Below are 14,430 nucleotides of genomic sequence, written 5' to 3' on the forward strand. Positions count from 1 at the left end.
TGATGCGATTTTTTTAGTCAACTAGAGGTAAAATGTTGACGATTGAAATACGATCACTTTCATCGTTCTTCAATCGTTCGATAATTTCGTTATAGCGGCGCTCGGATAGCGGTTCTTTTTGATCGAAAGTTAAAATTTTGTTGTCGATGTGATTACTAGTGCTTGGGTATTGTTCAATACGATAAATAATCAATAGCTTTTTATAGGCGAATGGTTGTACAATCATGCCTTCAAGCTTTTCTTCGACATGTTCCGTTGCCTGAGTAGTTGCATTTTGTTCGATTTTTGTTTGTGTTTTTTTGAATAGGGCCATTATTTCATCTCCGTATTTTTGGTGAAGTAGGTCGTGAGTCCAGCAACAACATTTTTTGCGATTTTCTTTTGATAACTGGTTTTGCGAATGTACTTGAGATCTTTGTTATTATTGATAAAACCATTTTCCAACAAAACGGCAGGTTGGGTCGTATCTTTGAGGACAATATATGGTGCTGTGTCAACACCACGGTTAGTCAGAGGCATATTGTTGAGACTGTCACTTAATGCTTGAGCTAGGCTTTGACCATTTTTATGATAATAAAATTGAGAAATACCTGAAGCACTCACTGTGGAGGAATCAAAATGAAACGAAATTTGTGCATCTGCCTTATATTTTTCACCAACCAAGGGAATTTTGAGTAGAGGCACAATATTGTCACTGTCTCGGGTCATCAAAACGCGAGCACCACTTGGCGCTAAGGCGGAACGGACTAGTCTAGCCGTTTTTAATGTATAAGTTTTTTCTTTATACTTGCCATTCTTAGATAAGGCGCCGGTATCTGTGCCGCCGTGACCAGGATCTAACACAATGGTAGCTTCACTCAATGCCGTAGCACGTTTCAGGTTAACGGCATTTGCAACCCAACTCGCTACCCAGCCAGTTTTTTCATTATCAGAGCGTCGGACGTGCCACCAACCGTTTTGTTTGTCCAAGATAATCAATTTTGTGCCACGCTTGAGCGAAGCAGTTGAACGATATTGACGACCGGGGCCGGTTCGTAATTGTACATTATCGGGTCGTGTGAAAGTTTCAGTTTTTGAGATAAGCGATACAATTAATCCCACCGTCGTTAATAGGACAACTGTGGTGATAATCACACCAATTAAATTACTAAGTAGCCACTTTTTTACCATAATTATCCTAAAATATGCTTCTTTGCTTGCGCTAATAATTGTATCATATTTCTTTTTAAACGTACCAAGAAGTTTTAAAATCTCATGTAGGTAGTAGCACCACTACAAACTAATTTGACACATAAAAAATCTTTGCTAAGAAAGTTTTGTGTAAACGTTTTCATTATTGTTGAAATATGTTACAATAAATAAGCATAATTCCTAAATTAGGAACAATAGTATAAACAAAGGATTAAAAGAGTAGACGCAGATGTCAAAAACAATGGCAGTAAACGCCGGTAGTTCTTCACTGAAATTTCAATTATTAGAAATGCCCGAAGAAAAAGTAATTACACAAGGTATGGTTGAACGGATTGGAATGCCTGATGCCGTTATTACTATTAAGTATGGTGCAGATATTGAACCTGTTCGTTTGATTGGCGCCGAAGAAGGACAGATTTCGCTCACTAAAAATGGTGGTCAAAAATACGAGCATGTTTTGGCTATTAAAGATCATCATGAAGCCATTGATATCATGTTACAAAAGTTGTCTGATCTGGGTATTATTAAAGATTTTCAGGAAATCACTGGGGTTGGCCATCGGGTAGTTGCTGGTGGTGAGTGGTTTAATCAGTCGGTAGTGGTGACAGAAGAAGTTTTGGCTAAAATTGATCGTTTGGCAGCTTATGCACCATTGCACAATCCAGCCAACGCAATGGGGATTAGAGCATTCCAAAAGCTATTACCTCACGCCACCTCTGTGGCCGTGTTTGATACATCTTTCCATCAGACTATGCCTGAAAAGAATTATTTGTACAGCATACCTTATGAATACTATGCGCGTTATGGCGCAAGAAAATATGGTGCTCATGGGACTTCACATCGATATGTCATGGAACGTGCGGCTGAAAAATTAGGTATACCTTTGAAAGAATTCAACGCCATCTCACTTCATCTTGGTGCCGGTGCGTCTGTAACAGCTATCAAAAATGGTAAATCATTTGATACGTCGATGGGCTTCACGCCATTAGCTGGATTAACAATGGCAACTCGCTCAGGAGATGTTGATCCATCTTTGATTTATTACATTCAAGAACGTGAAGGTCTTTCTAACGAGGAAATGTTGAAAGTGCTAAACACAAAATCTGGATTACTTGGCATCTCAACAATTTCTAGCGATATGCGTGATTTGGAAGACGTTCAAGAAACAAACATTCACGCCAAATTGGCATTGGATATGTTTTATGATCGCGTGATTCGATATGCTGGTCAATATTTTGCTGAATTAGGACGTGTTGACGCTATCATATTTACTGCTGGTATTGGTGAGAATGATCCAGTCACTCGTGCGAAAGTTTTGAATGCCTTGCAATTTGCTGGTGTTGTCTTGGATGAGACGGCAAACAATGTTCGTGGTAAGGAAACAGTCATAACAAAGCCCGAGTCGACGGTTACTGGCTTGTTGATTCCAACAAATGAAGAATTAATGATTGCACGTGATGTTGAACATTTAAAAAATAACTCATAAAAAAAGTTGCCAAATGAATGGCAACTTTTTTTATGCAATCACTTTTAGTTGACCGCGGAATTCCGCAAGGGATGAATAACCTTTTTTGGTTATGATGTCGGCCAATTCATGTTCGAGTCGCTCAAAGACGGCAACACCCTCAATGGCTAGCTGTGAGCCAACTTCTACTAAATCAGCACCACATAAAATATGATCATAAACATCACGCCCAGAAGTAACGCCACCTGTCCCAATAATTTTGATTTCAGGATTTAAACGCAATCGAAGAGCGCGAACATTCGCAAGCGCAGTCGCTTTGACCAGCGTTCCGCCTATACCACCAAATCCGCCTTTTGGCTTGATGACAACAGTGTCGGTATCATCGTCGATTACCAAACCATTACCAATTGAATTGATTGTATTGACAAATGCCAATGGGAATTGATTTAAAATGTTGGCGATGTCATCGAAATGCACGATATCAAAATAGGGAGGTAACTTAACACCTAAAGGTTTTTTGAAAAATGCGAACGCCTCAGTCAGAATCGCTTGAGTAGCTTCAAAGTCATAGGCAGTTTGTGGTTTTCCAGGAACATTTGGGCAAGAAAGATTGAGTTCAACTAAACCACTAAATTCTGAATCTTGTAATTGATGCAACATATCAAGATTTTTTTGCTTTGATAATCCAGCAATTGAAAAGAAAATAGGCTTTTGGCTCTGCTTTTTTGTGACATAGTCCATATAGTAGTTAAAGCCTTCGTTAGGAAGTCCCATTGAATTGATAGTGCCTAGTGTGTTGGGCAATTCATAATAGCGCGGTGCGGGATTTCCGGGACGTAAGTTAGAGGTAGCCGATTTGGTCACCACAGCACCTGTATGAGCTGATGCCAGCACGCTGTCTAATTCTTCGGCGGTTTGACACATCACACCAGCGGCGTTTAGCATAACGTGTTCAAAGTTAAAACCAGCAATTGTAGCAGTTAAGTTCATAGTAGAAAATCCCTTCATTCCTTGTGAAATATTTATTTAATTATAGCTGAAAATATCAAAAATATAAACCCTCAATATAATGATATTTTTGTAATGATTAATGGCAGTTATTCGCAATTTAAGGTTGATTTTGCTAAACTTAAGAATAGATATTTGATATCAAATAAAGATACAATTTGAACGATCTGTGACTTTTTAGTTCGTTGAAAGGCACAATGAATTGACATTTCTGTTTAAAATAGGTGCCCAGAAAAGGAGAGTGAATCATGATTTTTCACATTAATGCGACCATGCCAGAACAAAAATCAGGCATTGAGCATGCTGAAATTCAGCGATTTATGTTATTCAAAAAAAATCATATCGCTCAAAAACTAATTTTACGAGATTGGGATCCTGAATGTCACCGGCAAACCAGAGCAGCCGGCATTGATGATGATGACTTAATCAATATGTTTGATTATTTTCAAAAAGCGACGATTGTTGCAACGCAAAAGTTGACCATTAAAGATCTTGATTTTGGTGTTGTTGACTTAGAATTTAATGATGAGCCACAAAATAATCGATATTTAGTAGTTGATAACAGTAAAAAGCTGGTGGCTCGTGTTAACTATAATAACGCAGAAACACAGCGAGTGAAATCCGTCGAGCTTTTTGATGGTTTTGGTAATTTGTACCGTGTTGATCACTATGATATTCGAGGCTTTAAGTCGCTACAACAATGGTATACCCCGGATAACAAAATTGAATCAGAAACATGGTTAGACGTTCATGGACAGCCAGTTTTGGAAAGCTTTTTTAAAACCACTAAGACAGTTAATCATCAGTCGGAATTGATTCGAACCAATTGGCATTTGACTTTTAACGAAATTAGTTATGACTTTGATACAATAGAAGACTTAACTATCTATTTTTTAGACGCAATTAATCAAACTTTTTTTAATACTTTAGAGCCTAATATCTTTATTTTAGACCGCAGTCATTTAGCTGATTATGGCCTGTTACACCTTAAAAATCCGGCCTATACAGTTTTGCACTTACACAATTCACATGCTGGTGATGCACAGGAACCAATGCAATCTGTTTTGAATAACAATTATGAATTTGCCATGAATGCTTTGAATCAATACGATGCGGTCGTTTCAGCTACGCCGCAACAAACGCGTGATATTAAATTACGTTTTCAACCTAGTGTCCCATTATTCACAATTCCTGTCGGTATTGTTAAAGATACGCTACTACATGCCAAAAGAGTACGTGTTGGAGAGCGGCAATTTGGTAAGGTTGTCGCATTTGCAAGAATCGCTTGGGAAAAGCATTTGGATGACTTAGTAAGAGCTGTCGGAATTGTAAAAGAAGAAATTCCTGAGGTCAGTTTGGACTTGTATGGTTATGCCGATCCGACAGATGATTTCCGAGCAAAGCGTGCTGTTGAAGCAGTGATTGACAAATACCATCTCGGTGATTCTGTCACAATGAGAGGCTATACAACCAATATTGATGCAGTTGAAAATCAAGCCATGATTTATGGCTTAACTTCAAGAATGGAAGGCTTTAATTTGGCAATCATGGAGGGTATTGCTCATGGCTTGATTGCATTGACTTATGATGTCAATTACGGACCAAATGAAATTGTCCAAGATAATATTAATGGCAAAATTGTGCCTTATGGTGATTATCAAGCTATGGCCAATGCTGTGCTAACTGTGCTACGCGACCCCAGATTGGCACAACGCTATTCTGACGGTGCTTATCAATCGGCTGAACGATATAGTGAAACCAATGTTATGGCTGCCTGGCAAAAATTAATTGATGATGCTAATCAAAAATGGCAGCACAAAATAGCGGCGACTAATTTAGGGAGGTAGGTGACAACATGAACTTTTTTATTAGTGAAAATATCTTTTCATTTAACTCTGGCACTGAGCACGCCCAAATTAAACGAACGAAGCTATTCAATGCATTTAATGATGCTGCCAAATATGTGACTCGTAACTATAATCGCCTACTTGATCGCGATCTTAAAGCGGTTGGCTTGACACCAGATGTGGTGTTAAATATGTATGATTTTTTTCAAGGTACGACTGATATTAAAAGAGTAGAGCAAAACTTGCGTTTGCTCAAAATGTTACCTTTGGATACATATCACATTGTAGCTGATGGGCCTAATCAAAGCTTTTTAAATCATAATGGACGTCGAATTGCCACCATTACTGTAATGCCTGAGACAGTGGGATTAGTTAATGAAGTCATTTTTGAAGATCGTGCTGGCAATCCTACCATTCGCGAAAATTGGGATTGGCGTGGATTTAAGTCTAGTGTGGATACTTTCCATCCGGATGGTAGTTTAGCCACACAACGTTTTTTGAACTTAAATGGTGATGTGGTCCTTGAGATAACACACATGGCTATAAATGGCCTCGTTCAACCAACAATGTGGCAACTATTAAATTATCGAGGGCATCATTATCGATTCAATTCAGAAAATGAATTATTGACATTTTTTCTCAATGAAATTGTGAAAAAATATCAAGAGGCGACACTGATTTCTGATCGACGTACGCTTGATGAAGCTGTTGGTAAAGTGAGTGGTGCTAAACAAAAATTTGCTTATTTTCATGATATACATACACCGGACGTTGTTCAGCCACGTCTCGGAGAGCCTTATCCAGTTTATGAAATAGCTTTGTCCCAAAAAAATCAGTTGTTTGATGCAATTTTAGTCCCAACTGACGCACAACGTCATGACATTAAAGCACGTTATCCTAATCTTAATGTGAAAACTGCACCCGATACTTTCATATCGCAGTCAATGCTGACACAATCTCAGACAAGTATTAGAGATCGCGTGAATCATCGTATTTTGTTTTTAGGACGCCTAAGTCCAGAAAAAAATCCTGAAGCGGCGGTACAAGTTTTGTCAGTGACAAGACGTTATGTCAACGATGCAACCTTAGAATTCATGGGTTATCCCGCAAATACAGAGATCGTGCAAAAATTACAACAATTAGCGCGTGATTTGGGAGTTGAATCATCAGTTATTTTTACACCGTATGGTAATTACGAAGCCGTAAAAGAAGCTCTGTCGCGAGCGCAGGTCATTATTGAAACGTCTCATGGTGAGGGATTCGGGATGAACTTGGTTGAAGCGCTGGCTTTTGGTTTGCCAATTGTTTCATATCGGATAAATTATACAACGACCACTCATGAAATTGTCGAGAATAATCGTAATGGTTATGTGGTACCAACTGCGTCGGCAAATATTATGGCTCAGCGAGTAGCAAGCATTTTGAATGATCCATCAAAATGGGCAAGTATGAGCACTGCTTCATATCAAAAAGCCAAGTTCTTTTCAGCCGAAAAAATTTACAATGTTTGGCAACAAGTGTTTAAAAACTAACGAACACCTAATTACTCTGATCTTTCTAGTGCCAATAATTTTTTAACGCGCTTGTCACTATTTGATCAGTTTATTTTGGGTAAAAAAGGTAAAATAGTACCATGAAACAATTTAGAGTAGAAAATTTAAACAGTACGTATGGCGAAAAAGTCTTATTCAAAGATATCTCTTTTTTAATAACGGCGGGTGATAGAATTGGATTGATTGGCGTTAATGGCAGTGGTAAAACATCATTATTGAACGCGATATCTGGCGTGATGCCGGCAGATTCTGGTACTATTACAACCCAAAATGATTATCGCATTGGTTATTTAACTCAAAGTCCAATTTTAGACGATAATGCTTTAGTAATGGATGCTATTTTATCGGGCGAACAGCCTGTTTTTCAGACTATTCGCGATTATGAAACTGCTTTGCGGAAATTTAGCAATCAACCGACTGACGAAGTAATTGCGCAAAATTTTGAAAAAGCACAGGATGCTATGGATCGTGATGATGCTTGGACAACCGAGTCACAAATTAAGACCATTCTAACACAATTGCACATGCCAGATTTACATCATAAAATTAGTGATTTATCCGGTGGTCAGCGCAAACGTGTTGGATTGGCGCAAGTGCTCATTGAAGAACCTGATTTGTTAATTTTAGATGAACCAACCAATCACTTAGACTTTGATTCAATTGCTTGGTTAGAGAAGTACTTAAGTTCATACAAAGGGGCAGTTTTAACTGTTACGCATGACCGGTATTTTCTAGACGCAGTTGCCACAAGAATATTTGAGCTATCATTTGGCGATTTGTTTGAATATCAAGGCAACTATCAAGATTACATGGAAAAAAAAGCTGAGCGAGTTGCCCAAAATCAATTGGCAGAACACAAGCAACAACAATTATATAAACAAGAATTAGCATGGATGAGAAAGTCAGCTCGGGCAAGAACAACGAAGCAAAAAGGACGTGAAAACGCGTTTGCCGAATTGGCGTCACAAGTGGGAACATTACAAACTGACGAAGATGTAACCGTCAATCTAGGGCAACAGCGCCTTGGTAAAAAAGTGATTGTTATAGAACACGCTGGTATTCAGTTTGGCGATAAAACTATTTTGAATGATTTTAATTTGCGTGTGTCTGCTGGTGATCGCATCGGAATTACAGGGGCTAACGGCGCTGGTAAATCAACATTTTTAAATGCGATAGCTGGTCTTGTACCATTGACGAGTGGTGTGATTGAGCTTGGTGATACGGTAAAAATGGCTTATTACACACAAATGACTGAAAAAATTCCAGATGACAAACGTGTGATTGCCTATTTGACAGATGTTGCTGGTTCGGTTAAAGATAAAGATGGCAATCAAATCAGTGTTTCTGAATTGCTGGAACAATTTTTGTTCCCACCCTTTATGCATGGCACTTTAATTCGTAAATTATCTGGGGGAGAAAAGCGCCGATTATACCTACTTAAACTATTATTACAGCAGCCTAATGTGTTATTGCTTGATGAACCAACGAATGATTTAGACATTGGAACGTTAACAGTACTAGAAGATTTCTTGTCAAATTTTGATGGCGCAGTTATCACAGTTTCTCATGATCGCTATTTTCTAGATAAAGTGGCTAATCAATTGTACATGTTTGAGGGTAATGGTGTGGTCAACAGATTTGATGGCCTATTCAGTGCCTACCTAGCAACTCACGAAACGGTAAATCAAGTTAAAGTTAACAAGCCAAAGCCAATAATAGTCAACCAAAGCAACAAAAAAAAGCTCACATATAATGAAAAAAAAGAGTGGGAAACGATTGAAACAGATATTGAAAAATTAGAAAATCGTATTAACGAAATTCCTGATGAAATGGCAACATTTGGCACGGATTATGTCAAGCTTGGTGATCTACAACAAGAATTAGATCAATTGAACAAGGCTCTTGAAAACAAAATGGATCGTTGGGAATATTTAAGTGATATCGTAGAAAGTTCATAATTAATTTATGAGCTTTCTTTTTGTATTTCGTATCATAAAAAAGAGGGAGACAAAATGCAGTTAAAACAATTTTTATTAGCAATACACTTAACTCGTGGTATAGGGCGTGCTGCAGAAGCAAAAATTATATATGCAATTGCGAATGATTTAGCATCCACTCATTACCCTTGGTCTTTGGATGAGGTCTTTTCAGTTATTGAAAATTATCAGCAAGCTGATAATATCAAATCTAGTTATCATCTGGCTTGTAATCAAGCCGAGACAATGGCATCTGACTTTTTGACATATTTTGATGATGAATATCCACCGCAATTGAGAGAAATCTATGAGCCGCCATTAATATTGTTTTACGTCGGGAATTTAGCAGCTTTAAGGTTGCCTAATGTTGCTGTTGTTGGTACGAGAACAGCGACACCATACGGTTTAGCAGTAATGAGGCATCTATTACCCGAAGTAGTCAAATCAGGTATTGCAGTGGTTTCTGGTCTGGCTAAAGGTATTGACGTGATGGCACATCAAATCACTTTTGCCAATTCAGGTGTACCAATTGCAGTTATTGGTACAGGAATTGATATGACATATCCGGCACAAAATCAGTCACTGCAACATCAAATAGGGCAACAAGGACTGTTATTGAGTGAATATCCACCTGGCACTGGTCCACAACGGTCACATTTCCCAGCGAGAAATCGTATTATTGCAGGGCTATCATCAGCGACACTTGTCATTGAGGCACAACAAAAATCAGGTAGTTTGATTACTGCAAACCTTGCCCTTCAAAATAATCGAGAAGTGATGGTTGTGCCAGGTTCAATTTTTTCTGAAAATTCCTTAGGTGCAAATGAACTATTAAGATTTGGTGCAAAAATGGTCACAAAATCAACTGATATCATGGAAAGCATACAATTATTTGACACAATTTGATACACTATATACTATAGAAAACAAATTGTGAGGCATATCTCATTGGCAGATACAAAAACAAAGACAACATCAAAGAAAAAAACAACAAAACGAAAAACATCAAAAGTTAAAAAAAATTTAGTTATTGTGGAAAGCCCATCAAAAGCTAAGACAATTGAAAAGTATTTGGGCAGCACTTACAAAGTTGTTGCCAGTTTAGGGCATATTCGGGATTTGCCAAAATCAACTTTAGGCGTTGATGTTGAACATGACTATGATCCTAAATATATCAACATTCGTGGTAAGGGTGATATTATTAAAGGCTTGCGCAAAGAAGCCAAGGCTGCGAAAGCCGTTTATCTGGCTTCCGATCCGGATCGTGAAGGTGAAGCAATTGCGTGGCATTTGCAACATATTTTAGACCTTGATCCGGAAAAGCCTAACAGAGTTGTCTTCAATGAAATTACGAAAGATACAATTAAGAACGCTTTTAAGACACCACGTACAATTAACCAAGATTTGGTGGATGCGCAACAAGCACGCCGCATCTTGGATCGGTTAGTTGGCTATTCAATTTCACCAATTCTCTGGAAAACTGTGAAACGGGGACTGTCGGCCGGACGTGTGCAATCAGTTGCTTTAGGTTTGATTATTGCACGTGAGCGTGAGATTCAAGCTTTTGAGCCAGAAGAATATTGGACCCTGGATTCCGAGTTTAAAAAAGCACGAAGTAAGTTTAAGTCAGTTTTTTATGGATTCGATGGTAAAAAGCAACCATTACCAGATAACGACAGTGTTCAGTCAATTTTGAAACGCATTGATAAAAATGGTGATTTTGATATTGTTAAAGTTGATGCAAAGGAGCGGAAACGTCAACCACAACCGCCATTTACAACGTCAACGATGCAACAAACCGCCAATACACAGCTTAATTTTAGAACACGTAAGACAATGATGGCTGCTCAACAGTTGTATGAAGGTATTAATTTAGGGCGCGGATTGGGACAAGTCGGTTTAATTACCTATATGCGTACTGATTCAACCCGAATTTCTTCTGTTGCTAAAAATGCTACGGCGCAATTTATTCATGATACATGGGGCGAGGAATACTCTCAACATAAACCAATTCAAGGTAAATTACCTGAAGGCGCACAAGATGCCCATGAAGCCATTAGACCTTCTGATGTAACGCGAACACCAGAATTGATTAAGGACAAACTCACACCTGATCAATTTAAGTTATATTCATTGATTTGGTCACGCTTTGTAGCCAGTCAAATGACGCCAGAAATTTTGGATACAATGGCGGTCACGATTGAGCAAAATGGTGTGATATTTAGAGCTAATGGGTCAAAGACCAAATTTCAGGGCTTTACGAAAGCTTATCCAGCTGCCAAAGTTAAGGATAATGCTTTGCCTGACTTAAATTCAGGAGACAAAGTTAAATTAGCGAAAACTGATCCGCAACAGCATTTCACATTGCCACCAGCAAGATATACGGAAGCCGCGTTAATTAAAGCATTAGAAGAAAATGGTGTTGGTCGTCCTTCAACCTATGCACCAACATTAGATACAATCCAACGAAGAAACTATGTGCGTATTGATGCACGAAAGTTTGTGCCGACCGAACTAGGTGAGATCGTTCAGACGATTGTAGAAGATAGCTTCCCAGATGTTACTAATACCAAATTTACGGCCGCTGTTGAACATGAACTAGATGAAGTAGAGACAGGCGATAAAAAATGGGTGCCGGTAATTGATTCTTTCTTTAAACCTTTCCAAAAAGAAGTTGAAACTGCCGAAAAATCTCTTGAAAAAGTCATTATGCATGATGAACTAGCAGGTATGGACTGTGAAATTTGTGGTGCTCCGATGGTGATTAAGATGGGCAGATATGGCAAATTTTATGCTTGTTCTCGTTTTCCTGATTGCCGAAATACCAAAACAATTGTGCAAGAAATTGGTTTGACATGTCCTAAGTGTCACAAAGGTCAGGTCGTTTCTCGAAAGACAAAGCGTGGTCGGACGTTCTATGGTTGCTCTCGTTATCCTGATTGTGATTTTGTGACATGGGATAAACCAACAGAGAAAACGTTGGCTGATGGTACAACCCCTAAAGAATCAACTGATAAGACGAACAAATCAACGGCAAAACAAAAAGCGACCGAATAATTTTTTTGAAATACGTGCGTTATTTCAAAAAATTGGTCGCTTTTTATTTGAACTTAAATATTGATTTTTTGGGGCGCAAGTAGGAAAAGCCTTCACCTAGTTGTTCTTGGGTGTCAAATACGGAAACAAATGCTTTCGGATCAATTTGATTAATGATATGTCTGACCATGTTGACTTCGGAAGGATCGACAACAGCGTAAACAACGCGCTGATCAATGTGTGAGTAGCCACCCTCTGCTTTTAACAGGCTTGTGCCACGGTCGAGTTCAGACATAATCGCATGGGAAATTTCTTCAGGATATTGTGTGAAAATCATAAATGATCTTGCTGAGTATGCAGCGCCTTGTTGTGTAAAATTAACCACTTGCGCAAATACAAATGAGGCTATCAAAGTATACATCATGTGTACTATGTCGATATAAATTAAAGAAATAATCAGAACAACTGCGTCGAGCGCAAACATTGTTCGACCAATTTGGATGCCTAGTTTTTGTTCTGTAATTCTTGCAACGATGTCTGTACCGCCCGATGTGCCGCCGAATCGAAAGACGATTCCTAATCCTAAACCAGAAACAAAACCTGCCAACAGACCAGCGATTAGCATGTCGTGATCAAGCGCCGGTGGGGTAGGAACAACTTGCCATAACCACAACCAAAATGAAAGCGAAGAAATGCCCCAAATTGTATAAATTAAAGACCGTCTACCAAGCACACGATAACCAATAAATACAAGCGGAACATTAAGCAATAGTGTGGTGTAGGCTGGGTTCCAACCAAAAAGTGCGCGTAGGATTAACGTGATACCAGACACGCCACCTTCTGCAAGTTGATTTGGAATATTGATGTTGATTAATCCCCAACCATAAAGGGCTGTTCCCAGTGCAATCATACCAAGATCACGAACAGAAATGCGTTCTAAATTTGTAACATTCATCGTAAAACCTCGCTAATTTGTTCAATTTCCATGATAACATATTGCTAGTAAAAACATTGTTATGTTTGGTATAATATAGAATAGTAAGAGGTGGATATGGCAGATTATAATTATTATCAAAGACCAAGATTTTATAAAAAAAAGCATCCTATTCGCAATTTTTTTATTGTGTTAGCCTTATTAATTGTTGTTGCTTTAGGCGCTTTTGTTTATATTGGTTATTCTGATTCTCAGAAAACGACAACACCCATTCAACAAAAAGTGTCAAAGAGCAGTACGGTTGAGGAAACAGTGGATTCTAACAGTAGTTCTTCAGATGATTCAAGTAGTAGCAGTGAAACGTCGAGCGAATCTTCATCGTCGTCAAGTGCTTCATCGAGTAGCCAAGATACTGCTGCCGAAATAAAGGAATCAGCCAAACTGAAAGGAAAAACGCTAGCTGAGGCAAAAAAATGGGCAATTGCCCATAATCGCTATTATTCATGGGTTGGCAGTGATAGTGATATTGTTACGAAAGTAACTGATGATGGTCATAACATCAGTTTTGTAGCGTCGAGCACTCAATGATGGTGAACAAGGTTTTAACGATTGCCGGTTCGGATTCTTTATCAGGCGGTGGTATTCAGGCTGATTTGGCTACTTTTGAAGAGTATGGTGTAGTTGGATTGAGTGTCATTACAAGTATTGTCACTGTACAAGCTGATAGTTTTCAAATTTTTCCAATTGACATTAATGTAATAAAAGCTCAATTGGCTTCTGTTATGTCATTGAATCAAATTGTTGCGATTAAGGTTGGTCTTTTACCTACAGTAGACATTATCAATGTGGTTGCCGATTGTTTATCGACAATTAGTATTCCTATCATCATTGATCCAGTGATGATTTTTAAAGAGACTGCCTTAAAAGATGGTAAAAGTGAATTAACTCAGGTAATTCGTGATCGATTATTGCCATTGGCAACAGTTCTGACGCCTAATTTAAACGAAGCAGGGCTACTCACCAATACTGAAATCCATAACGTCGATGATATGAAGCAGGCTGCGCGTCGTTTAGTTGGCGAAGGGGCTAAAAATGTTGTTATTAAAGGTGGTGCGAGATTGTCTGGGGATGTTGCGGTTGACGTTTTATTTGACGGTGAAGAATTTACAATTTTCCAGAATGAGAAAGTTATAACATCACTACCTTATAATAATGGTGCTGGCTGTACGTTTTCGGCTAGTATCGCTGCCAATATGATAGGAAACGATATGCGAGAGACGATACAAGATGCTAAAGCATTTGTTTTGGCGGGTATCAAAAATGGTGTTGCGTTGAATGATGAATTCAATGTTGGCAATGTTTGGCAAGCGGCAAGACGTTTGGGATAAGGTATAGCTAAGCGACAGACGAGTGTCTGTTG

General features: G+C 38.6%; 12 protein-coding genes. 8 read left to right on the forward strand and 4 right to left on the reverse strand.

What is annotated here, in order from left to right:
• Positions 1 to 13: 13 nt before the first annotated feature.
• Complete coding sequence (locus IAE53_RS02320; RefSeq protein ID WP_010278267.1) at positions 14 to 313, reverse strand: hypothetical protein; 300 nt, start codon at positions 311 to 313, stop codon at positions 14 to 16.
• Complete coding sequence (locus IAE53_RS02325) at positions 313 to 1,170, reverse strand: N-acetylmuramoyl-L-alanine amidase (RefSeq protein WP_148422918.1); 858 nt, start codon at positions 1,168 to 1,170, stop codon at positions 313 to 315. The genes IAE53_RS02320 and IAE53_RS02325 overlap by 1 nt, the downstream gene beginning before the upstream one ends.
• A 250-nt stretch (positions 1,171 to 1,420) precedes the next feature.
• On the opposite strand from IAE53_RS02325, the gene IAE53_RS02330 reads away from it, so the two are divergent.
• Entirely contained in the window at positions 1,421 to 2,677 is a 1,257-nt protein-coding gene (locus IAE53_RS02330) for an acetate/propionate family kinase (protein ID WP_148422917.1), read from the forward strand.
• Positions 2,678 to 2,707: 30 nt separating this feature from the next.
• Here IAE53_RS02330 and IAE53_RS02335 read toward each other — a convergent pair whose 3' ends face one another.
• The gene (locus tag IAE53_RS02335; protein WP_200135891.1) at positions 2,708 to 3,646 is read right to left on the reverse strand and encodes a dihydroorotate oxidase; all 939 of its coding nucleotides are present in this window, start codon (positions 3,644 to 3,646) and stop codon (positions 2,708 to 2,710) included.
• Positions 3,647 to 3,912: 266 nt separating this feature from the next.
• Between IAE53_RS02335 and IAE53_RS02340 the strand changes: the two genes are divergently transcribed.
• The 5 genes from IAE53_RS02340 to topA all read left to right on the forward strand — a co-directional run bounded on the left by IAE53_RS02340 (position 3,913) and on the right by topA (position 12,097).
• Positions 3,913 to 5,511 carry a glycosyltransferase gene (locus IAE53_RS02340; RefSeq protein WP_148422915.1) on the forward strand — a complete coding sequence of 533 codons (1,599 nt, stop codon included), beginning with the start codon at positions 3,913 to 3,915 and terminating at the stop codon, positions 5,509 to 5,511.
• Positions 5,512 to 5,519: 8 nt separating this feature from the next.
• Complete coding sequence (locus IAE53_RS02345) at positions 5,520 to 7,043, forward strand: glycosyltransferase (protein WP_200135892.1); 1,524 nt, start codon at positions 5,520 to 5,522, stop codon at positions 7,041 to 7,043.
• A 101-nt stretch (positions 7,044 to 7,144) separates the two neighbouring features.
• Positions 7,145 to 9,022, forward strand: coding sequence for an ABC-F family ATP-binding cassette domain-containing protein (locus IAE53_RS02350; protein ID WP_148422913.1), 1,878 nt, complete (start codon positions 7,145 to 7,147; stop codon positions 9,020 to 9,022).
• 54 nt (positions 9,023 to 9,076) lie between these two features.
• Positions 9,077 to 9,946: a DNA-processing protein DprA gene (gene dprA, locus IAE53_RS02355; protein WP_148422912.1), complete on the forward strand. Its 870-nt coding sequence runs from the start codon at positions 9,077 to 9,079 to the stop codon at positions 9,944 to 9,946.
• A 42-nt stretch (positions 9,947 to 9,988) separates the two neighbouring features.
• Positions 9,989 to 12,097 carry a type I DNA topoisomerase gene (gene topA, locus IAE53_RS02360; protein ID WP_200135893.1) on the forward strand — a complete coding sequence of 703 codons (2,109 nt, stop codon included), beginning with the start codon at positions 9,989 to 9,991 and terminating at the stop codon, positions 12,095 to 12,097.
• Between the two features lie 43 nt (positions 12,098 to 12,140).
• Here topA and IAE53_RS02365 read toward each other — a convergent pair whose 3' ends face one another.
• Positions 12,141 to 13,031 (reverse strand): YitT family protein, encoded by an 891-nt coding sequence (locus tag IAE53_RS02365; RefSeq protein WP_139967967.1) that lies wholly within the window; start codon positions 13,029 to 13,031, stop codon positions 12,141 to 12,143.
• Positions 13,032 to 13,127: 96 nt separating this feature from the next.
• On the opposite strand from IAE53_RS02365, the gene IAE53_RS02370 reads away from it, so the two are divergent.
• The gene (locus IAE53_RS02370; protein ID WP_148422910.1) at positions 13,128 to 13,598 is read left to right on the forward strand and encodes a hypothetical protein; all 471 of its coding nucleotides are present in this window, start codon (positions 13,128 to 13,130) and stop codon (positions 13,596 to 13,598) included.
• Complete coding sequence (locus IAE53_RS02375; protein WP_200135903.1) at positions 13,598 to 14,398, forward strand: bifunctional hydroxymethylpyrimidine kinase/phosphomethylpyrimidine kinase; 801 nt, start codon at positions 13,598 to 13,600, stop codon at positions 14,396 to 14,398. The genes IAE53_RS02370 and IAE53_RS02375 overlap by 1 nt, the downstream gene beginning before the upstream one ends.
• Positions 14,399 to 14,430: the final 32 nt, after the last annotated feature.

Origin of the sequence: Leuconostoc sp. S50, from assembly GCF_016624925.1 — a bacterium.
GTDB lineage: Bacteria > Bacillota > Bacilli > Lactobacillales > Lactobacillaceae > Leuconostoc > Leuconostoc pseudomesenteroides.

Bases quoted from the DNA above. Each gene is read 5' to 3' on its own strand.
- IAE53_RS02320 (WP_010278267.1), bottom strand. From the start codon at position 313: ATGGCCCTATTCAAAAAAACACAAACAAAAATCGAACAAAATGCAACT.
- IAE53_RS02325 (WP_148422918.1), bottom strand. From the start codon at position 1,170: ATGGTAAAAAAGTGGCTACTTAGTAATTTAATTGGTGTGATTATCACC.
- IAE53_RS02330 (WP_148422917.1), top strand. From the start codon at position 1,421: ATGTCAAAAACAATGGCAGTAAACGCCGGTAGTTCTTCACTGAAATTT.
- IAE53_RS02335 (WP_200135891.1), bottom strand. From the start codon at position 3,646: ATGAACTTAACTGCTACAATTGCTGGTTTTAACTTTGAACACGTTATG.
- IAE53_RS02340 (WP_148422915.1), top strand. From the start codon at position 3,913: ATGATTTTTCACATTAATGCGACCATGCCAGAACAAAAATCAGGCATT.
- IAE53_RS02345 (WP_200135892.1), top strand. From the start codon at position 5,520: ATGAACTTTTTTATTAGTGAAAATATCTTTTCATTTAACTCTGGCACT.
- IAE53_RS02350 (WP_148422913.1), top strand. From the start codon at position 7,145: ATGAAACAATTTAGAGTAGAAAATTTAAACAGTACGTATGGCGAAAAA.
- dprA (WP_148422912.1), top strand. From the start codon at position 9,077: ATGCAGTTAAAACAATTTTTATTAGCAATACACTTAACTCGTGGTATA.
- IAE53_RS02365 (WP_139967967.1), bottom strand. From the start codon at position 13,031: ATGAATGTTACAAATTTAGAACGCATTTCTGTTCGTGATCTTGGTATG.
- IAE53_RS02370 (WP_148422910.1), top strand. From the start codon at position 13,128: ATGGCAGATTATAATTATTATCAAAGACCAAGATTTTATAAAAAAAAG.
- IAE53_RS02375 (WP_200135903.1), top strand. From the start codon at position 13,598: ATGGTGAACAAGGTTTTAACGATTGCCGGTTCGGATTCTTTATCAGGC.